Source organism: Desulfoluna butyratoxydans (assembly GCF_900699765.1).
Taxonomy (GTDB): Bacteria; Desulfobacterota; Desulfobacteria; order Desulfobacterales; family Desulfolunaceae; genus Desulfoluna; species Desulfoluna butyratoxydans.
In genome coordinates, this window is record NZ_CAADHO010000010.1 from 189,444 (window position 1) to 209,719 (window position 20,276).

General features: G+C 58.0%; 19 protein-coding genes. 11 read left to right on the forward strand and 8 right to left on the reverse strand.

Annotation, left to right across the window (positions count from 1 at the left end; translation table 11 throughout):
- Positions 1–32 precede the first annotated feature (32 nt).
- The 10 genes from MSL71_RS21880 to MSL71_RS21925 all read left to right on the forward strand — a co-directional run bounded on the left by MSL71_RS21880 (position 33) and on the right by MSL71_RS21925 (position 9,198).
- Positions 33–653: a GTP-binding protein gene (locus tag MSL71_RS21880; RefSeq protein WP_180144918.1), complete on the forward strand. Its 621-nt coding sequence runs from the start codon at positions 33–35 to the stop codon at positions 651–653.
- Between the two features lie 2 nt (positions 654–655).
- Positions 656–1,204, forward strand: coding sequence for a hypothetical protein (locus tag MSL71_RS21885; RefSeq protein ID WP_180144920.1), 549 nt, complete (start codon positions 656–658; stop codon positions 1,202–1,204).
- Between the two features lie 18 nt (positions 1,205–1,222).
- Positions 1,223–1,684 carry a DUF8082 domain-containing protein gene (locus MSL71_RS21890; RefSeq protein WP_180144923.1) on the forward strand — a complete coding sequence of 154 codons (462 nt, stop codon included), beginning with the start codon at positions 1,223–1,225 and terminating at the stop codon, positions 1,682–1,684.
- Between the two features lie 83 nt (positions 1,685–1,767).
- Complete coding sequence (locus MSL71_RS21895; protein ID WP_180144926.1) at positions 1,768–2,997, forward strand: HAMP domain-containing protein; 1,230 nt, start codon at positions 1,768–1,770, stop codon at positions 2,995–2,997.
- A gap of 162 nt (positions 2,998–3,159) precedes the next feature.
- Positions 3,160–4,164: a hypothetical protein gene (locus tag MSL71_RS21900; RefSeq protein ID WP_180144930.1), complete on the forward strand. Its 1,005-nt coding sequence runs from the start codon at positions 3,160–3,162 to the stop codon at positions 4,162–4,164.
- Between the two features lie 85 nt (positions 4,165–4,249).
- Positions 4,250–5,287, forward strand: a complete 1,038-nt coding sequence (locus MSL71_RS21905; RefSeq protein WP_180144934.1) for a response regulator — start codon at positions 4,250–4,252, stop codon at positions 5,285–5,287.
- A 34-nt stretch (positions 5,288–5,321) separates the two neighbouring features.
- Positions 5,322–5,702, forward strand: coding sequence for a hypothetical protein (locus MSL71_RS21910; protein WP_180144937.1), 381 nt, complete (start codon positions 5,322–5,324; stop codon positions 5,700–5,702).
- Between the two features lie 39 nt (positions 5,703–5,741).
- Positions 5,742–8,123 (forward strand): GspE/PulE family protein, encoded by a 2,382-nt coding sequence (locus MSL71_RS21915; RefSeq protein WP_218951107.1) that lies wholly within the window; start codon positions 5,742–5,744, stop codon positions 8,121–8,123.
- Positions 8,124–8,236: 113 nt separating this feature from the next.
- Positions 8,237–8,704, forward strand: a complete 468-nt coding sequence (locus MSL71_RS21920; RefSeq protein WP_180144939.1) for a PilZ domain-containing protein — start codon at positions 8,237–8,239, stop codon at positions 8,702–8,704.
- A 26-nt stretch (positions 8,705–8,730) separates the two neighbouring features.
- Positions 8,731–9,198 carry a PilZ domain-containing protein gene (locus MSL71_RS21925; protein WP_180144942.1) on the forward strand — a complete coding sequence of 156 codons (468 nt, stop codon included), beginning with the start codon at positions 8,731–8,733 and terminating at the stop codon, positions 9,196–9,198.
- A 95-nt stretch (positions 9,199–9,293) separates the two neighbouring features.
- Here the strand turns inward: MSL71_RS21925 and MSL71_RS21930 are convergent, their stop codons facing one another.
- From MSL71_RS21930 to MSL71_RS21965, 8 genes are all read right to left on the reverse strand, one after another.
- The gene (locus tag MSL71_RS21930) at positions 9,294–10,634 is read right to left on the reverse strand and encodes a pyridoxal phosphate-dependent aminotransferase (protein WP_180144944.1); all 1,341 of its coding nucleotides are present in this window, start codon (positions 10,632–10,634) and stop codon (positions 9,294–9,296) included.
- 97 nt (positions 10,635–10,731) lie between these two features.
- Positions 10,732–12,789, reverse strand: a complete 2,058-nt coding sequence (gene fusA / locus MSL71_RS21935; RefSeq protein WP_180144946.1) for an elongation factor G — start codon at positions 12,787–12,789, stop codon at positions 10,732–10,734.
- Between the two features lie 215 nt (positions 12,790–13,004).
- The gene (locus tag MSL71_RS21940; protein ID WP_180144949.1) at positions 13,005–13,727 is read right to left on the reverse strand and encodes a TlyA family RNA methyltransferase; all 723 of its coding nucleotides are present in this window, start codon (positions 13,725–13,727) and stop codon (positions 13,005–13,007) included.
- 40 nt (positions 13,728–13,767) lie between these two features.
- Complete coding sequence (dxs, locus tag MSL71_RS21945; protein WP_218951108.1) at positions 13,768–15,678, reverse strand: 1-deoxy-D-xylulose-5-phosphate synthase; 1,911 nt, start codon at positions 15,676–15,678, stop codon at positions 13,768–13,770.
- A 75-nt stretch (positions 15,679–15,753) separates the two neighbouring features.
- Positions 15,754–16,647: a polyprenyl synthetase family protein gene (locus MSL71_RS21950; RefSeq protein WP_180144952.1), complete on the reverse strand. Its 894-nt coding sequence runs from the start codon at positions 16,645–16,647 to the stop codon at positions 15,754–15,756.
- The gene (xseB, locus tag MSL71_RS21955; protein WP_180144955.1) at positions 16,644–16,886 is read right to left on the reverse strand and encodes an exodeoxyribonuclease VII small subunit; all 243 of its coding nucleotides are present in this window, start codon (positions 16,884–16,886) and stop codon (positions 16,644–16,646) included. Before xseB ends, MSL71_RS21950 begins: the two co-directional genes overlap by 4 nt.
- Positions 16,867–18,216, reverse strand: a complete 1,350-nt coding sequence (xseA, locus tag MSL71_RS21960) for an exodeoxyribonuclease VII large subunit (RefSeq protein ID WP_180144958.1) — start codon at positions 18,214–18,216, stop codon at positions 16,867–16,869. The genes xseB and xseA overlap by 20 nt, the downstream gene beginning before the upstream one ends.
- A gap of 459 nt (positions 18,217–18,675) precedes the next feature.
- Positions 18,676–18,948 carry a hypothetical protein gene (locus tag MSL71_RS21965; protein WP_180144961.1) on the reverse strand — a complete coding sequence of 91 codons (273 nt, stop codon included), beginning with the start codon at positions 18,946–18,948 and terminating at the stop codon, positions 18,676–18,678.
- A 409-nt stretch (positions 18,949–19,357) separates the two neighbouring features.
- Here MSL71_RS21965 and MSL71_RS21970 point away from each other — a divergent pair, with 409 nt between their 5' ends.
- Positions 19,358–20,059, forward strand: a complete 702-nt coding sequence (locus tag MSL71_RS21970; protein WP_180144964.1) for a Bax inhibitor-1/YccA family protein — start codon at positions 19,358–19,360, stop codon at positions 20,057–20,059.
- The last annotated feature ends 217 nt before the right edge of the window (positions 20,060–20,276 follow it).

A 20,276-nucleotide genomic window follows, 5' to 3' on the forward strand; every position in this document is an offset into this window, starting at 1 on the left:
CCGGGCAATCATGTATCAGAGAGGTTAATGGTTTGGCACTGATAAATCCAAAAAAACGTGAAGTCCAAGTTAAGATTGTCTATTATGGTCCGGGCAGGGGGGGCAAGACCACAAATCTGGAGTACATCAACGAAAAGTTCCGAAGCAGGATCAAGAGTGAAATGGTGACGGTGAAGACTTACAACGACCGCACCCTTTTTTTTGACTTCCTGCCCTTTGACATCGGGATGATCAAGGGGTACACCATTAAAGTGCAATTCTACACCGTTCCAGGGCAGGTAAAGTACAACGCCACCCGAAAGCTGGTGCTGCGCGGTGTGGACGGGATCGTATTTGTTGCTGATTCCATGACGCTGAGGCAGGAGATGAACATCCGTTCCCTGGAAAACCTGGCGGAAAACCTTGTCTCCTTCAACAAGAACATCGAAACCATTCCGCTGGTCATGCAGTACAACAAGCGGGACCTGGAATCCGAGGGAATCCCGGTCCTGCCCGTGGAGGTGATGGAAAAAGACCTCAACACAAGCCTCAAAGCACCCTACTACACAGCCAGTGCCGTGAACGGCGATAACGTGGCGGTGACCATGAAGCGGATCATCTCCATGACGGTGATGTCCATTCGCGAAAAGCTTGAGCTCGGAGGGAGTGTTTAACAATGACGATAAACGGTTCATCCATGAACGAAGAGCTGGACAGCCGCCTGGACGAGCTGTTCGACGACAGCCCGGCCCAGAAGCCGGAGACCTCCGGGGACCCCCTGGAAACCCTCAAGGCCGTGATCCTTGAGATGGAGTGGGAGATCGGGGACAAAAACCTCGATGCCTACCTGCAGGAGTTGAAACGTCTCGGGGGCAGCTGCTGCGACGACAAGGCGCTGACCATCTATATCAAACTCCTCGACACCATCGGCCGCTACCTGAAAGCCAAAAAAGCCGCCGCCCATCCCGAAACCGTCTCGTTTTTGAAATCCCTTTTCGACAGCTTTGAGGCGGCCGTGGCCTCGGGCATGTCCGAAGAACAGAAAAATCGTGCGGCGGCATACCATGTACGTGAGTTCAAGAGGTTCAAGGCGCTCATTGCCCAACACGGGGCGGCGAAACCGTCTGCCTCCGGCAGGGCAGGGGTCGGGCTTTCCGATGAGGTGAAGGCCTTTATTCGTCAGGCGGTTCGAGAGGAGATCGCTCGGTTGGTGAAACGGAAATAGGAGCAAGTGCAGGTTGCCATGGTTTTAAAAGGAAACATCGCGTCGTCCGTATACCGGCGAGCCGTCAGAGAGGACCTGGGTGAGGTGTCGCTGGACAGCCGCATGCTCACCCTGCTGATGCAGCTCAACGGTGAAAAAAATACCGCCGAGCTTGCCGGAGAACTCGGGCTGACCCTGTCCGATATCCGGGATGTCCTGATTCGCCTGGATCACCTCGGCCTCATTGAGGAAGTGGTCTCTTCGGTGCCGACTCTGTCGGGTGATTTTTACCCTTTTCTTACGGATCAGCTCTCCAAGGCCATGGGCCCCATGGCGGAGATCCTCCTTGAGGACCTTCTCCAGGAGATGGCCCTTGATCGTGAGAGCATTCCCCTGACACGTGCGGCTGAGCTGGTGGACGCCCTGGCCCGGGAAATCCCCCGGGATGAAAAGAGAGCGGAGTTCCAGCAGGTCCTGTTGTCGAGGCTAAAGAATTTCTGACGGACCCACTGCAGGCCAGAGCACCTCAATTCCAACGGTGACAATCCCCAACGAGATTTCAACAGTCAAGGAGCAAGCAGGGTATGGTCGTGATATGTGAAGAGTGCGGGAAGATTTACCATCTGGACCCCGGAAAACTGATGAACCACATCAAGACTCCGGATGGCATCAAGATCAAATGCAAAGTGTGTGAACACATCATCACCATCCGTCCCCCCGGGGAAGAAGATGTCGCTGTCGGAGAGGGCTCCGGGCCTATTCAGTCCGTGCCTGTCAGCGAAAATTCCCCTGAGCCGGACGCGGCTCCTGCACCCCCGGCCACCCCCCCCCTGAAGGTCGTCTCCAAGAACTCAGACCCCGAAGAGAAAACGGCGGACGGTCCCCGCGTGGCCCGAAAGAAAAAGACCTCCTACAAGGGGTTCGGCCTGCGGACCAAGATGTTTTTTCTCTTTTTCGGGATTCCCATTTTGCTGTTCATCGGCAGCAGCGCCTTTACCCAGTACCAGATGCTCACCCTGGCCAACAGCATCACCGGCGAGAGCACCGACGTGGTGCGCCAGATGGCCGAGGAGATCATCGTCAACAAGGCCAAAAGCGTGGCCTCCCAGTGCTCCATTTTCCTTCGAAACAACCCGGATCTGAACAAAGACGATTTTTACTATGATTTCGATATGCGGGATATCGCGGTTCAGGATGTCGGCACCGAAGGGTTTACGGCCCTGATCGAGATCCCCGCCCCGGATCAGGATGAAGAGACGGGCTACCGCATCTGGTGCCACCGCAACGAGTCCTACCTGGGCAAGCCTCTTCTAAGCAAGATGAAGGAGGAGCTTGGCCTGGGCTATCAGAGTTTTGAAGAGGTGTTCAAGGCCATGAAGGGTGGCCGGGGCATCAAGGGGTACTACCGAACGGTCAGTGCGGACAACACGGAAAAAGAGAAGTTCATGGCCGTGGAGCCCATTGAGCAGACCCCCTACCTGATTTTGAGCACCACCTTCATTGAAGACTTTACCGGGCCCATTCAGCTCATCGAAAAGAGTGCCACCGGGCTCACCGAGGCCACCCAGAAGATGACCATAGGGTTCATCGCTGTGGTCATCCTTTTCATCGGCCTCTCCATCATGATTTACGGCTACCGGCTCACCTCCAATATCCAGATGCTGACGGATGCGGCGGACCGGATCAGCGTCGGCGAGCTTGATGTGGTCATCGATATCAAATCCCGTGATGAGATCGGCAGTCTGGCCGAGGCGGTGACGCGCATGCAGGACAGTTTGCGATTTTCCATTGAACGGCTCCGCAAAAAGCGGTAGCGTTTCCATACGGGTGTTATCAGCGGGAGCAGAGACCAGGCGGAGAACGGCTGTTTTTCCACGTCACCTGAGATGCTCCCGTTTGTGTTGATGCGGGCAGCGTCCCGTGATTGCAGCCGTCACGGACGGCAAGACTGTTTGTCCAACCAGTGAGATTGATCTATGATAGTCATTCCCAGAGAGACCCCTGTGGTCAGCAACCTGCACACCGGTTACATACGTATCAGGCGGTTTGTCGATCATTTTCGAAACGCTTTGCCCTCGGGCTGTGTCATCATGCGGGCCCCCGCATCGGAAGGCGTGGTTTTTTTTGATCAGGGGGCGTTGATCAACGCCCATACCTGCATCGACGGCCGGGACCGGGATCGTCAACCGGCCCTTGATGAGCTGCTGCGCATGGCCGATGAGGCCCGGCACACCCTCTCGGTCTTCGAGATCCCGGACGAGAGCATCGGGTACTGGGCCAACCTCAATGAGGCGGCGTTGATCCACAAAAACCTGACCTCCTCCACCGTGGACCTGGAGGCGCTCATGAAAAAGATCACCCAGGACCGGTTCACCGGACTCATCGAGGTGCTGAACCCTTCGGGGAAGGCAGACCAGGTGCATGTCATCATGGGGGAGATCGCCGGCGCGGTGCTGGGCAAGAGCGGCGGGATCCTCAGGGACCCGAACCAGGAGCTGGGGCGCATCATGGCCAACGCCAAAAACAGCCGCACCCGTATTGCCATCAAGCGGGTTCAGCTGGAGACCCATCGGCTCAGTGACGATTGTCTCAAGGAGAGGGCGCCTCTCTCCGGCGAGGGCAAAGGGGGACAGGGTCAGAATGCCGTGGAGATGCTGGAGGTACTTCTGGGGGTTTTTGAGCAGACCTATACCGGGGGGAAGGAACAGCCCGATCCGTTTGATACGGTGCTGAAACGGAAATTCCTCGAAAAAGTATCCCGGTATGAGTTCCTGGATCCGTTTACCGAGGAGTTCAGCTACCAGGGTGGCTCCATTACCTACACGGGAACCGATAAGGTCCAGCGAGTCGTGGCGGCGGTGACCGAGTGCCTTCGGGAGCTGGCCCTGGAGCGTGGGCTCGGCATGGAGCTTCAGCAGAACCTGAAAACCTGGCGCCAGCAGTATCATCAGGAGATCGATACGTTTAAAGCGGTTGTCTGACGCCTTATTCCTTTGAGTGCCCGACGCCGGTATCTTTTTTATCCCTGCCCCATGGGGGGCGGGGGAAACACAGGATGGTCACACCATGGTCAGACAGATTCTCGTCGTGGACGACAACCAGCCTTTTCTCAATCTCATCCACAAGCTGTTTTCCAAGCTGAAGGATCGGTATGCGGTCCTCACCTGCACCGACGGCGGGGAGGCCGTCGAGCTCTTGAAGCGGCGTCCCATTGCCCTTGTGGTGACGGATCTTCAGATGCCCAATGTCGACGGATACGGGCTCCTGGAAAAAATCCGGCGATTTTTTCCCGATGTCCCCGCCATTGTCGTCACCAGTTTCGATAAGCCCAAAACCCGCGAGGCCGTCATGCGTTACGGAGCGCGGGCGTATTTTACCAAGCCGCTGGTTGTTGAGGATCTGGTCCGGACCATTGACCAGATCTTCAAGGAGCAGGCCGGGGGCGGCACCCTGAAAAATGCCTCCCTGGAGATGTTCCTGCAGCTCATCGAGATGGAAGCCAAGACCTGTACCATTCGGGTAGTCAACGAAATGACGGGCACCCAGGGCGTTCTTTTTTTCCGTGACGGGGATATCCTCAATGCACGCTACGGCCCCATGACGGGCAACAAGGCAGCCTATCGTGTCCTGGGATGGGAACGGGTAACCCTTCTCATTGAAAATTCCTGTGTTCTCACCCGGAAAGGGATCCAGGGAGAGCTCCAGGCGATTCTGCTGGACGCCATGCGGTTAAAGGATGAGATGGGAAGCGGCTCGCCGGGCCAGGTCGCTGAGCAAGGGGGGGATGCATCCTCCGGTGACCCTGTGGATGGGGCCCGCGGCGGATCCCCGGATGAACTGGAGCGCCTTGCGGAGCTGGTTGTCAAGGCAAGCGGCAACCCGGATGCCGTGGAGGCCGCGGCCTGGGCGCCGGAGCTGGCGGATAAAATGGCCGCTTTGCAGATGTTCGGAAACATCCTGGGGGCCGGGCCCCTCAAGGCTGTGTTGAGCAATCGGGAAACCGATCAGCGAATGGTGGTGATGGGTGCCGGGGTCCCGGCCCGGCTGGTGGTGGGAGCAAAGGTCCAGAAAGAATCATTAATTGACGCTGTACTGGACGTGTGAATCAGATTATAATCTTTTATGTATTCAGGTGGATATGGCAAACCATTTTGATGATTTGTTCAGCATCGACGGGGTTCAGGGGGTTTTTTACATCAGCGACGCCGGAAAGCCCCTGGTTGCCGAACTTTCCGAGTCCCATGGTGGCAGCGAGCATGAGTGTCGCGAGGCCAGGGCTTTTCTTGCGGAGAAAATGCGCTGGCGCGATATGGCTCCCCTGGTGGACGGCGCCACGGAAGGGGAGATCCTGTTCGATGCCCTGCGAGTCTACTACCGTCGAACCGTCGACGGAATCCTTTATATCCTCATGGCCCCAGGGTGCGTGGCCGCCATGGTTCGCATGACGTGCGATCTCATTTCAACCGATATGGATAAAAGTCGCAAGACACGAGGTTTTGGTCGTTTCTTTAAAATGTAGTGCACCTGACGGTGTGCGGCAAATCTGCGAGGATACGCTTTGGAAAAACAGCTGAAGTCTAAAATCGATACCGCCAAAGCCTACAAAAAGCACGGACTCTACGGCGAGTCCATTGCCGTTTATGTGGCGATTCTGGATGCCTACGACGGTGACCTTGACGAAGAGGTCAACGATTTTATCGGGCTGGAGCTTGATGAACTGAGGACCAAGGCGGCCGAGCTGGACGACGACGATGAGGTCATTGAGCTCAGCAGCCAGGAGCTCAGCGCCATCAAGAATTCATGGTCTGAAGACAGCGCCGATGAGATTCTGGAGAGCGCCCACGCCTTCAAAGAGCTTGGCCTGCAGAGGGAAGCCCTGGGCGAGCTGTTGAAGCTTCTCAACACCAAGTATCCGGTGGCCAAGCTGGTGCCCCAGCTTGCCGACGTCCTCATGCAGCTTCATGCCGTATCCAAAATTCGCAAAAAGGTCCTCGAACTCATCGAGACGAACAACGTCACCCAGGAGGCGGCCGCCGATATCCTCTTCCGGTTCGGGCTGGAGATGGAAAAGCTCGAAAAGAGCGACGAGGCCATGGGCTTCTACGAAGATGTCCGCGGGCTGGATTCGGGTTACACCGGGCTGGAAGCCCAGATTGAGGGGATCAAGGGATCACGGAGCTACGAATCCCGCTACGGCTACCTTCTGGACACGGACCAGGTCAACACCGCCCAGTTGCAGAATGCCCTCAACCTTGCGCGAAAAACCGGGAAAAGCTGCGAGTCCATCCTCATTGAGGACATGTATGTGGACAAGGAAGAGCTCGGCAAATCCCTCTCCTATTATTACGAGTGCCCCTTTGTGGAGTTCGGCACCGATATTCCCATCCCCGTGGAACTCCTGGGGAAGCTGAAGAAGAGCTTTCTTATCCAGAACAGCTGGGTGCCCCTGTCATGGGACATGACCGAAGGGGTGGTGGAAGTCCTCATCGATGACCCGAAAAACCTGGAAAAGACGGACCACATCTACAGCCTCCTCAGTGCCAAGCACATCCGTTACTCCGTGGGCGTACGGGAAGAGATCATCGAACTGATCAAGTTCTTCTACGATTCCGACCGCCATGTAGAAGAGGGGCCCGGAGAGGAAGACGGCGAATTCGACATGATGCTCGACGTGGAGTTCGAAGAGGAAGTGGACGAGATGCCGGACGATCAGGAGGCGGACCCGGCCCTCTCCGAGTCGTCGAGCCAGATCGTGAAGATGGTGGACCAGGTGATCATCACCGCCTACCGAAAAGGGGCTTCCGATATCCATGTGGAGCCGTCCCCCCACTCCAAGAAGGTGCATATCCGATACCGCATCGACGGCGTGTGCCAGGATGTGCTCAAGGTGCCCATCTCCAACGCCATGGGGATCCTCTCCCGCCTGAAGATCATGAGTCATCTGGACATTGCCGAGCGGCGGCTTCCCCAGGACGGGAAGATCAAGTTCAAGAGAAAAGGGGTGAAGCCCTTTGAGCTGCGAGTGGCCACCCTGCCCACGGCAGGCGGGTTTGAAGATGCGGTGCTCCGTATCCTGGCAGACTCCGGAGCCATGAAAATCGATCAGATGGGGCTCAGCGAGCGCAACCTGGATATCCTGAAAAAGATTGTGGCCCAGCCTTACGGGTTGATCCTCTGCGTGGGGCCCACCGGCTCGGGAAAGACCACCACCCTCCATGCCGCCATGGCGCATATCAACAAACCCGGGATCAAGATCTGGACTGCTGAGGATCCCGTGGAAATCACCCAGCCCGGCCTGCGTCAGGTGGAGTGCAAGGCAAAGATCGGCCTGGATTTTGCCCGGGTGATGCGGGCCTTTCTCCGGGCCGATCCGGACGTGATCATGATCGGCGAGATGCGGGATCACGAAACCGCCTCCATCGGCATCGAAGCGTCCCTCACCGGCCACCTGGTCCTCTCCACCCTTCATACCAACAGCGCTCCGGAGACGGTGACGCGGCTCCTGGACATGGGGCTCAACCCCCTGAACTTTTCCGATGCGTTCCAGGGAGTCCTGGCCCAGCGCCTGGTCCGAAGGCTCTGCACCAACTGCAGAGACGAGTACACCCCGGACCGGGACGAGTTCGACCGCATCGTGGAACTCTACGGCAAGGAGGCCTTTGAGAGCACCGGGATCCGGTATTCCTCGGACATGCGCCTTTTCAAACCCGTGGGGTGCTCGGTCTGCTCCGGTTCCGGCTATAAGGGCCGGGTTGCCATCCATGAACTGATGTACGGCTCTTCCGAGGTGAAGCAGATGATCAAGCGGGCCGCTCACACCGATGAGCTGTTTCGCGTGGCCGCAGAGCAGGGGATGACGACGTTGATCCAGGACGGCCTCGTCAAGGCCCTGGACGGCGTTACCGATGTCGCGGAGATCCGTCGGGTGTGCGTCAGTTGACAGCAGATGCCGGAATTCAAAGAAGGGCGATGGGGCCGCGACGATGACGCAGGCCCTGCGGGCGAGTGTTCACGAGCCTCGGGTTTTCGACCCTCCAAATAAAAGGCAAGGCAATGGCAGAAAAAATATTTCTCGGAACCAGCACCACGGCAACCTTTGTGTGCCCCGTATGCGAGCGCTCGCGGACCACGGACATCTCCAAGCTCCTGACCGCCAAGGCGCAGCTCAGGATCAAGTGCACCTGCAAATGCGGCCATGTCTTTCCCGTGGTGATCGAGCGGCGAAAGTACTATCGCAAATCCCTCGAATTGTCAGGGGTAGCCTTCGGTTCCGATGACGGCCGAAAATTTATCATGACCGTCAAAGACCTGTCCCGGTCCGGGTGTAGGATCCGGGTCAACACGGCTTTTCCCTTTGCCATTGAAGACATTATCCACGTGGAGTTCAACCTCGACGACAAAGATCGGTCATTCATCAGCAAAACGGCGGTGGTCCGAAGCATCAACGGCCCGTTCCTGGGCCTTGAATTCACCGAAATAGAAAAATACGACAAAATCGGCCAGTATCTTATGTTTTCATGATTTCCGGCCGGTGAGGACGGGAAACCATGCTTGCTACGATTCTTGTGAAAGAAGATTTCCAGGCGTTTATCACCTGCCCATCGTGTCACCGGGTGAAGGAACAGGATGTCTCCACCTTCATGGGGGTCCAGAGTCATGTAAAGATCCGGTGTCGGTGCACCTGCGGCCACAGCTTTCATGTGCAGCTCGAACGGCGGCAGTTTGTGCGCAAGGATGTCGAGCTGCCGGTGGTCTGCAAGATCCAGGAGCGGGGATACAACCTGTCGGGAACGGTGACGGACATCTCCCAGTCGGGGCTGAGGGTTCGGCTGGTGACCTCGGTGCCTCTGGAGGTGGGGATGCGGGTGGAGCTGGCGTTTCACCTGGACGACAGGGAGCACTCCCTCATTGAAAAGTACGGCACCATCCGCAGCATCAGCGATCTGGAGGTGGGCATGGCCTTCGACACCACCCAGCACTACGGTAAGCTGGGACTTTATATCGAGTTTCATTAAAATCCCGTAAGCCCTTAAACCAGCAAAGCCCCTCAAAGACGGAAACTCGTTTCCGTCCGAGGGGCTTTTGTTTTTAAAGCCGGTGCCGTACTCTTTTATACGGCCAGGCGGCACGCCTCATCACCGGCGGAGCCTTGGTTGGACTCCAGGTAGGCACGGATGCTGTCGGCCACGGTCTGGAATGTCCACCGGCGTTTGTCGTCGTCGGTTTCAAGGAGGGTGATGCGGAAGCCTTTGCGGGAACAGCAGAACCCGGTGAGGGGAACCACGCAGATGCCGGTGGCGGCAAGCAGGTAGTAGACGAACCGCTTGTCCACTTCCACGTTTTCGATCTTTTCTTCGATATAGCCTCGGACGCGTTCGTTGCCGATGGCAAGGGTCTGGTCGCTGTTCAGCACGCCGTCATCAAAGAGGACGGACATGTAAAAGGCCCCTTTGGGCTTGATGACCGAGATCCCTTCCACATCTTTGAGCATGTCGTAGGCTTCGTCGGCCCGGCGGTGGAACATGTCCCGGCGCATCTCAAGGTGTCCCCGGTAGTTGGGGTGGCCCATGACCAGGGGAATGGAGTGCTGGGGTAGGCTCGTGGAGCACACCTCCAGCATCTTGGCGTTGACGATACTCTGGATGTACTGACGGAACATGGGGTAGCTGTTCTGGTTGTACACCTCAAGCCATCCGCAGCGACCGCCGGGCCAGGGGTACTCTTTGGAGATGCCGCGCAGCGCCATGCCCGGGACTTCGCCGATGACTTCGCTCAAGTGAACGGTGGAGGCGTCGTCGTAGACGATGTGGGAGTAGATTTCGTCGCAGATGATGAAGATGCGATGTCGCCGCGCAATGTCCACCATCTTTTCCAGGACCTCCCGGGGGTAGACCGCGCCGGTGGGGTTGTCCGGGTTGATGATGAGGATGCCGGCGATGGCGTCGTTGTACTTGACCTTGTTTTCCAGGTCCTCCAGGTCCGGCAGCCAGCCGTTCTCCGGGTCCAGCTCGTAGGTGAGGTGATTGTAGCCCGAGTGGGCCGCCTCGGCAGAGGAGTGGGTGGAGTAGGCGGGGGAGGGGCCGATGACCCGGGCTTCGCGTTTGAGGAACCCGAAAATCTTGGCCACGGCGTCGCCCAGTCCGTTGAAGAAGACAATGTCGTCTTTGGTGATCTGCGTGCCTCCGCGGCTGTTGACGCATTCGGCAAGGAACTGCTGGGTCTTGGAAACGCCCCGTGTGGCCACATAGCCGTAGGTGTCGTCTTGTCCCACGAGATCGGTGATGATCTCTTTGATCCAGTGGGGGATGGACTCTCCCTTTGCCACGGGGTCTCCGATGTTTTCCCAGGTGATGTCGACGCCAAGGGCTGCCAGTTCGTTGGCCACGGCTACGATTTCACGGATTTCGTACGTGAGCTGCCCGGATCCGACATGTACAATATTTCGTCTCATTTTTTTAAAGTCTCTTCCTCTCTCAAAAACAAAACAGCAGAGGATCCGGGTGAACCGCATCCTCTGCTGTTTCTTATTCAGAAACATTCAAGCGGAGCTAATTTTCCTGCTCCGCCGCAATCTTTTCAAGTACTTTTTTGGCGATATCCCCGGGAACCTCGTCGTAATGGGAGAATTCCCGGGTGAAGGTGCCCCGTCCTCCGGTCATGGAGTTGAGGTCCGGGGCGTAGGTGAGGATCTCGGCCATGGGCACATGGGCGTTGATCACCTGGTATTTGCCTTCGCTGTCCATGCCAAGGACCCGGCCCCTTCTGGAGTTGAGATCCCCCATGACGTCGCCGGTGAAATCATCGGGTACGATGACGGCCACGTTCATGACAGGCTCCAGAAGGACCCCGCCGGACTCTTCGCACGCCTTTCGGAAGGCCAGGGAACCGGCCATCTTGAAGGCCATCTCCGAGGAATCCACGGCATGGAAGGAGCCGTAATCCAGGGTCACCTTGAAGTCCACACAGGGAAAACCGGCGAGGACCCCTTTGGAGGACGCCTCTGCAATCCCTTTTTCCACGGCGGGGATGTAGGTCTTGGGGATAACCCCGCCGACGATGGCGTCCACGAATTCAAAGCCGTCGCCTCTCTGCTGGGGCTCCAGGACGATCCAGCAGTCCCCGTACTGGCCGTGCCCGCCGGTCTGTTTCTTGTGCTTGCCCTGAACACGGACTTTTTTGCGGACGGTCTCTCGGTAGGGGACCTTGGGGGGCTTGATCACCACTTCGAGGTTGAACTTCCGCTTGAGCTTTTCAATGGTGGCCTCCACATGGACCATACCCATGCCGTTCAAAAGGATCTCTTTTGTTTCGGCAATACGGTCGAGGCCCAGGGAGGGATCTTCCTCCTGGAGCCTGGAGAGGGAGGAGAATACCTTGTCTTCGTCTCCCTGGTTGGCGGCCTCCACGGCAAAGGAGATTACCGGGGCGATGGGGTCCGTGGGCTTGAGGACCACCTTGCGGGATTCGTCGCACAGGGTGGCTCCGGTGAAGGTCTCTTTGAGTTTGGCCACGGCCACGATGGCTCCGGCTTCGGCGTGGTCGATGGGCTTCTGGTCTTTTCCGGCAAGGTAGAGAAGCTGGGAGAAGCGCTCCTTGCTGTCCTTGTCGGTATTGTAGACGGTGCCGTCTTTGCCTAAGGAACCGGACACGATCTTGATCAGGGAGAGGCGGCCCGCATAGGGGTCCACGATGGTCTTGAAGACATACCCTGAAAAGGGGGCGCTTGGGTCAAAGGCCACGCCCTCTCCGTCCGTGGTGGGGAAGGGGGCTCGCTCCAGCGGGCTGGGCAGGCCGTCCACGATGAAGTCGGCCAGGAGGGTCACGCCCATGTTGGCCGTGGCCGCGCCGCAGAGAACCGGCATGAACTGACGGTTTTTGGTGCCGGTCTTGAGGGCGGCCACCAGCTCTGCGTCTTTTATTTCGTCGCCTTCCAGATAGCGCTCAAGGAGCTCGTCATCTGCTTCGGCGATGTTTTCAATGAGTTCGGCTCGTTCGGACTCCACATCGTCGGCCATGTCCGCAGGGATGTCCATGGGCTCGGCCTTGCCGTCTTTGAGGCTGTAGGCCTTGTTGGCGATGAGGTCCACGACACCGGTGAAGGCGTCTTTTTCCCCGATGGGGAGTTGAATCAGAATAGGCTTGGGATCAAGGGCGTCGACCGCGCTGTTGAAGGCCTGCCTGAAGTCGGCACGCTCGTGGTCGAGTTTGTTGATGAAACAGACGGCCGGGATGGCGTTTTCACCTGCAAATTGTGCGGATTGTTCGGTGCGGATATCGGAGCCCGTGCAGGCGTCGATGACGATGACGGCAGCGTCGGCTGCGGGCATGCAGGTTTTGGCGTCGGAGAAGAAGTTTTTGTCACCCGGGGTATCGATGAGGCTGATGATGTGTTTTTTCCACTCATATTGAAAAAAGGCGCTGCTGAGGGACGCGGTGCGGCGCTGCTCTTCTTCAGAGTAGTCCATCACGGTGTTGCCCTCTTCCACACGGCCAAGTCGGCTGGTTGCGCCCGCGTTGAAAATCAATGCCTCGGCAAGGGATGTCTTGCCTGCACCTCCATGGGCTGCCAGAGCGACGTTACGCAGTTTATCAGAAGATAACTTCATTAAACAACCTCCTCAATATGTGAATGATTCAAGCCTATGTCTACGTGACAGTCTCTTCTCCTGAATTACATGTTTTGCTTCTCGACCCCGCATCTCCGTCTCTTTCGTGCGGTTCGTGCCGGGTCGAGTGCTTCTGCCAACGCCCTGTGAGAAATCTCCCTGGGGCGTTGTGTATAAACATACCGTTACGAACTTAGGTATATATATCAATCCCGTCAGTATTTCAAAGAGATAATGAACTCGCGATTGCCCTTGGGGCCGAGAATGGGGGAGGGGATGACAGCCTCTTTTTCAAGGCCGAGTTCCTGGAAGAAATCGCTAAGATTGTCGATGACTTCCGCGTGCTGTGCCGGGTCCTTGACGACCCCGCCTTTTCCCACTTTCCCTTTTCCTACCTCAAATTGAGGTTTGATGAGCGCGAGAATTCGTCCCTCTTTCTTGAGAAAACCAAGGGCCGCCGGTACCACCAGCTTCAGTGAGATGAAGGAGGTGTCTATGGTGACCAGGTCCACTTTCTCGGGGACCTGCTCTTCCGTCAGGTAGCGGATGTTGGTGCGTTCCAGCACCACGACCCTTTCATCGTTGCGCAGGGACCAGGCCAGCTGGCCGTAGCCCACGTCCACGGCATAGACTTTGTCTGCCCCGTGTCGGAGCAGGCAATCGGTAAAGCCTCCCGTGGAAGCGCCGATGTCCAGACATACATCATGGGCAATGTCGATTTCAAGGGTTTTCAGGGCTTCTTCCAGTTTCAGGGCCCCTCGGCTGACATACGGAATCTCGTCCTCTTTGACGTGTATCTCGGCGCTTGTCAAAACCTTGGTCCCGGCCTTGGTGACAGGTACCCGGTTTACCAGTACTTTTCCGGCCAGAATCAGCGCCTGGGCTTTGTGGCGGCTCTCCACCAGCCCCTTGTCCACGAGGAGCTGGTCAATTCTCATTTTCACTTCCTGACTCAAATGTTTTCCTTGTCCTTTCTCGTTATCGGCCCTTTCCGGCCAGGGTGGTGACGCTTTCGGTCCGTCCCGTCACACGGAACGCGGCCTCCATGACACCCTCGGTGGAGATGCCCTGGCGACGGCACAACTCCGCCCGGGGACCGTGCTCCACAAAGTGATCTTCGATGCCCACACGGGCGGTGGTGATGTGTGCCAGGCCCTCGTCCGAGAAGAGCTCCAGTACTGCGCTGCCGAAGCCGCCGGCCTTCATGTGCTCTTCCACGGTCACCACGCGGCCTGTTTTGCCCGCCCAGTGGAGGATGAGGTCCTTGTCCAGGGGTTTGACAAAGCGTGCGTTGATGACGGCAGCTTCAATACCCTGGGCTGAAAGCTTTTCGGCCGCTTCCATGCAGGTGGCAAGGGTGGTGCCGATGGCAAGCAGGACGAGATCGCTGCCTTCACGGACCAGGGCGCCTTTGCCGATGGGAAGGGCAGGGGCCGACGCATCCACGGGGACCCCTTCGGCAGCCCCGCGCGGGTAACGGATGGCGATGGGGCCATCATGGTCCAGGGCGGTGCGGAGCATCTGCCGCAGCTCATTCTCATCGGCAGGGGCCATGATGACCATGTTGGGCAGGGGGCGCAGGTAGGCCAGGTCAAAGAGCCCGTGGTGGGTGGGGCCATCTTCGCCCACGAGGCCGCCGCGATCCACGGCAAAGATCACCGGGTGCCTGTCCAGGCAGACATCGTGGAGGATCTGGTCGTAGGCCCTCTGGAGGAAGGTGGAGTAGATGGCCACCACCGGCTTCATCCCTTCGGTGGCCATGCCCGCGGCAAAGGTTACCCCGTGTTGCTCGGCGATGCCCACATCAAAGAAGCGCTCTGGGAACCGGGAGGCAAACTCCGTGAGCCCTGTCCCTTCGGGCATGGCCGCGGTGACGGCCACGATGCGCTTGTCGGTTTCAGCCAGCTCCACCATGCTCCTGCCGAAGACCTCGGTATAGGAGGGGGCCTTGGGCTTGGCCTTCATGCTGTTGCCCGTCTCTTTTTCAAAGGCGCCCACGCCGTGGAAATAGACGGGGTTTGCCTCGGCCGGGGCGTAGCCCATGCCTTTTTTGCTCATGACGTGCAGCAGCACCGGCTTATTGAGCTTTTTGATGTTCTCCAGGATGTCGATGAGGTGTTCCATGTTGTGGCCGTCGATGGGGCCGAGGTACTCGAACTTGAACGCTTCAAAGAGCATGCCGGGGGTGACGAAGGCCTTGAAGGACTCTTCGGTCTTCTTGGCAAACTGGTAGATGTCGTCTCCCACCTTGGGCAGGGCTTTCATGGCTTTTTTGAATTCGCCCTTGAGGTCCTGGAGGTACTTGGCGGAAAAGGTGCGGCTCAAAAAAGAGGAGAGGGCGCCCACGTTTTTGGCGATGGACATCTCGTTGTCATTTAAGATCACCAGGTGGTTGCGGCTGGAGGGCCCGGACTGGTTGAGCCCCTCGTAGGCGATGCCGCCGGTGAGGCTGCCGTCGCCAATGATGGAGATGACCTTTCCGTTTTCGCCCTTTATGTCCCGGGCGCAGCTCATGCCGTAGCCCGCAGACACCGAGGTGCTGCTGTGGCCGGTGGTGAACGCGTCGTAGGGGCTTTCGCTCACCTTGGGAAAGCCGGAGATGCCCCCCAGGGTTCTCAGGGTCGGAAATGCGTCCCGCCGTCCGGTGAGCAGTTTGTGGGCATAGGCCTGGTGGCCCACGTCCCAGACGACCTTGTCAAAGGGCACGTCAAACACGTAGTGAACCGCAATGGTCAGCTCCACGACGCCGAGGCTGGATGCCAGGTGGCCGCCGTTTTTGGACACCACATCCACAATATTGTCCCGAATCTCCCGGGCAAGCTGGGGAAGCTGGCTGCGATCCAGCTTCTTCAGGTCTGCCGGGGAGTCGATCTGATCTAAAAGGGTCATCACCATCACCTGTATGGTTCCCCCCCACCCATGGTGAGGAAATAAAAGTTCGCTTTCAGCCCCTGGGGGCGGAAATCAACGTTGGCGCTGGACAACGTACAGGGCCAGCGCCTTCAAGGGGTTTGCTCGTTCATCAAGGACGGCCAGGGCATTCACGGCCTCCTCCACCAGCTGCTTTGCGTAGGCCTTGGATTCTTCCAGCCCCATGAGGGACGGGTAGGTGGCCTTGTCGTGTTCAGCGTCCGTGCCGACCCCTTTGCCCATGAGGTCCGGGTCGCCTTCCACGTTGAGGATGTCGTCGGTTACCTGGAAGGCCAGGCCGATCTTTTCTGCGTAGCGGGTCAGGGCCTCCCGCTCACCGTTTGCCGCATCGCCCAGGACGGCGCCGGACTCCACGGAGGCGCGGATAAGGGCGCCGGTTTTCAGGCCGTGCAGCTCCCGTAAAGAGCCAAGGTCCAGGGCGCGGCCTTCGGCTTCGATGTCCCGCATCTGGCCTTCTATCATGCCAAAGGCGCCGGAGGCATCGGCAATGAGGCGGATGACGTCCAGGGTTACCTCGGCACGGGGGCCCCGGTCCAGGGCCAGGAGGTGAAACGCCGAGGTGAGCAGGGCATCCCCTGCCAGGACGGCCGTTGCTTCGTCAAAGGCCTTGTGGCAGGTGGGGCGTCCCCGCCTGAAATCATCGTCGTCCATGGCGGGCAGGTCGTCGTGGACCAGGGAGTAGGTGTGGATCATCTCCAGGGCACACGCCGCCTTCATGGCTGTTTCGGGATCTCCGCCCACCGCCTCGCAGGCGGCCATGCAGAGGATGGGCCGCAGCCGCTTGCCCCCGGCCATCAGGGAGTAGGCCATGGCCTGGGCCACCCGCGTTTCCACGGAAGGGGTCAGGGTGGCAAGGTGCCCTTTAAGGGACTCCTCCACGACGACCCGTTTTGCTTCGAGGTACCCTTTTAAGTCGAATGCGCTCATTCCGCGCCCCGCTGATCGGTTTCGGTAAAGGGGGCGTCCTGGAGGCCCTCGGCGGTTTCGCCGGTGAGGATCCGCACGCGGGTCTCGGCTTCGTCCAGGGTGTCCGAGCAGGTCTTGGAGAGCTTGACGCCCTCTTCAAAGCGTTTCATGGCCTTGTCCAGCGGAAGATCCCCTGACTCCAGATCTTCGACAATGGCCTCCAGCTGGGCCACTGCCTCTTCAAATTTTTTCTTTGCCATCGTCTTTCCTTTCCACAACGGCTTCAAGCAAGCCGTCTGCAAGAACCACATCCAGGGAAGATCCGATCTCCACCTGGGCTGCGCGGGTGATGACCTCACCGCTTTGTGAATCGCGCACAATGCTGTAGCCCCGGTCCAGGACCAGTTTGGGGCTCAGGGCGCTGAGGTTTTGTTCCAGGCGCTTCTGGGTGTCCCGGCTCCGGGCCAGCCGTGCCTCCATGGCAAGGTTCAGGCGCCTGGACAGACTGCGTACCTCGCGGCGTCCGGCCTCCACGGCCAGGAGGGGAGAGGCCTTGGCCAGCCGGTCCCTGCGCCAGGTGAGGGCTGTCCTTCGATCGCCCAGTTCCCGACGAATGGCCCGTGCCATGCGCTGGGTCAGTTCGTCTACCCGCAACCTGTGATCATATATCTTTTTTTTCGGGTCCACAAGGCGGCGTGATGCCGCGTTCAGTCGCAGCCTCCCGTCTTCTATCCTTCGGTCCATGCAGAGGCGGAGCCGGGCCGCCAGCAGGGCCACGTCTTCTTTCAGCCGTTTTTTGTCCGGAACCGCAAGGGACGCGGCTGCCGTGGGGGTCGGAGCCCGCATGTCCGCCGTGAAATCGGCGATGGTGTAGTCCGTCTCATGGCCCACGGCGCTGATGACGGGAAGCACCGACCCGTGGATGGCCCGGGCCACCTCTTCGCTGTTGAAGGGGGCCAGGTCCTCCAAGGACCCTCCGCCCCGCGCTACTATAATAAGGTCGGCGGCCATGTGCCGGTTGATCCCGGCGATGGCCGCCGGGATATCGAGGCAGGCCTGGTCGCCCTGGACCCTTACGGGCACCACCAGGAGCTCCGCGTTGGGATAGCGGAGACGAAAGACGGTGAGCATGTCGTGAACCACAGCCCCCGTGGGGGAGGTGACCAGGGCAATGCGCTCGGGGAAGGGGGGGCGTTTTTTCTTAATGGCCTCGTCAAAGAGTCCCTCGGCAGCGAGTTTTCGCTTGAGTTGCTCAAAGGCGAGCTGCAGGGCCCCGGCGCCCTTGGGTTCCATGTATTCAAAAATGATTTGGTAGGTACCCCTGGGCTCATACAGGCTGACGCGTCCCAATCCGGTGATGGTCTGGCCGTCCTGAAGGCGAAACTTCAGCCGGGAGGCCTGGCCGCGGAAGAGGACGCCGCTGATCTGGGCGCCCTGGTCCTTCAGCGTGAAATAGCAGTGGCCCGACGAGGGAATGCGAAGGTTGGATATCTCTCCGTAAATCCACACGTATGGGAATCGGTTCTCAAGCACGCCTTTGATTTCGCGGGTCAGGCTCGAGACCGAATAGATCTCTTTTCGTTCCGTCATCTCCAATGTCTTTCCTGAAGGGGTTGCCAAGGGGTGCCCGACGCCGTTCATCGGCACAGGCTGCGCACGGAGGATCAGCTCCGGGTTCGCCAATCTAGCACAGTTGCAGGTGGGGTTCAATAAAAGAGCCGATTTTGCCCGGCAACTATGGTCGCCGGGTGTCTGTGGGCTCGTCGTATTTCCTTGCCGTCTGTCAGGGTGACGATGCACGGATCTGTGTGGATGCCGTGGTGTCACAGATAATGTCAGCCGGTCGTGGGTGCCGACACTTAAAGCATTTCGGACGTTGCAGCCGCCTGTTTAAATCAGAACGACTTACAATTAAAACCTCTGTGGAATCAAATGGATGGGTGTGGCGCGTTGCAATCGCCTTCTATATTGATAGCGTCCGATAATAGATATTATGTAAACTTTTGCATATGGAAGCCGTATCAGGGTTCGAGGACCTCCCCTGATGCATCACGATGCATCTCCAGAGATAAATTCCCTCACCGCAGGCGGAATGTGGACGGTGTCCAGGTCCATGCGTGCCAGGGCGCGGCCGAGGATGCGATTCTTCTCGCGGAGCTTCCGCCGTTTGTCCATGATGAAGCAGAGTTCCCCGCGAACCACGCAGAGGCCGCTCTTGACCGGAATCGTGGTGGCCCGGAAGCTGTGTTCCTGATACGTGGCACCCATTTTTTCAAGGGTCGTCTTCAGGTGCTCAAAGAGTTCGGTCTGGCTCAGTTTCATGGTGGATGGTTCCACTGCGGTTGTCGGTTGGTTTTGTGCTGCTGTGTCCATATCTCCTTCGCATATCCCGGATGGCGGGTTCGGGTCAAGTGGCGTACCGTCCTTCTATGGAAAACGATCCCCGGGAATCCCCCGTGCCCCTGCCGTTGCCATCGTGACCATGGGTTGTTTTTTTCTGTGCCCGGCCATCTGCCGCCATTAAATTTTTGAAATGAGCGGTTGTTTTTTGCTTTATGTTCCCGCGCAGATCATTCTTACCGGGCGCTCTCGCGTTTTACAGGTTGAAATCGCGGATACCTGTGTTATCTTTTCTGCTGTGGGCCCGGATGGTCCGATAAAGATCCGGTATCCAACGAGATAGCCTCGCAACATTGCGGCGTCATCATCAACTTCTCAATTCGGAGGATCAATGCAGTCTTCATCTGTTCAAAATGTCCGTTCCCAGGCAGCGGTAAACACCTTTCTGATGAGTGTTTACAACTGGATGGCGGTGGGACTTCTTCTTACCGCCGGTGTGGCGTGGTACGTTGCACACTCAGAGGCGATGCTTCAACTTATTCACGGCAACCGCATGGTGCTTTTCGGGCTGATTATCGCTGAACTCGGCATGGTGTTTGTGCTTTCAGCGGGCATCCAGCGGATTAAAGCAGGCACAGCCACCCTGCTCTTCGTGCTTTATTCGGCGTTAAACGGAGCTACCCTCGCCTTCATTTTTAGGATTTACACCGGGGCGTCCATTTTTTCGACCTTTGTGGTGTGTGCGGCCATGTTCGGAACGTGCAGCGTCTACGGCATGGTGACCAAAAAAGACCTGACGGGCATGGGCAACTTCATGTTCATGGGCCTCATCGGCATCATCATCGCCACGGTGGTGAACATCTTCCTCAGAAGTTCCGGCATGGCCATGATTATTTCCTACGTGGGCGTCATCGTCTTTGTGGGCCTCACCGCCTACGACACCCAGAAAATCAAGATGATGGCCCTCTCCCAGCCCGGTGATCTGGACGCAGGGACCCTGCGCAAAGGCGCCATCATGGGTGCCCTCACCCTCTATCTTGATTTCATCAACCTCTTCCTCATGCTCCTTCGCATCATGGGGAACCGCGAATAGCCCACGGCTTTTTTGGTGAATCCAAACGGCCCGTGTTTCCGGTTATCCGGGTAACACGGGCCGTTTTTTTTAGGGCGTATACACGGGCCCTTCCGGTCAAAGTCAAAGGCGAATGTGATTTTCCCCGAGGAACGAGGGGAAAAGTGCATTCGCAACCTGCTTTCGAGGTGGCACACCTCGCCGCCGGAGGCATTGTTTTTTGTATTTATAACGCTTT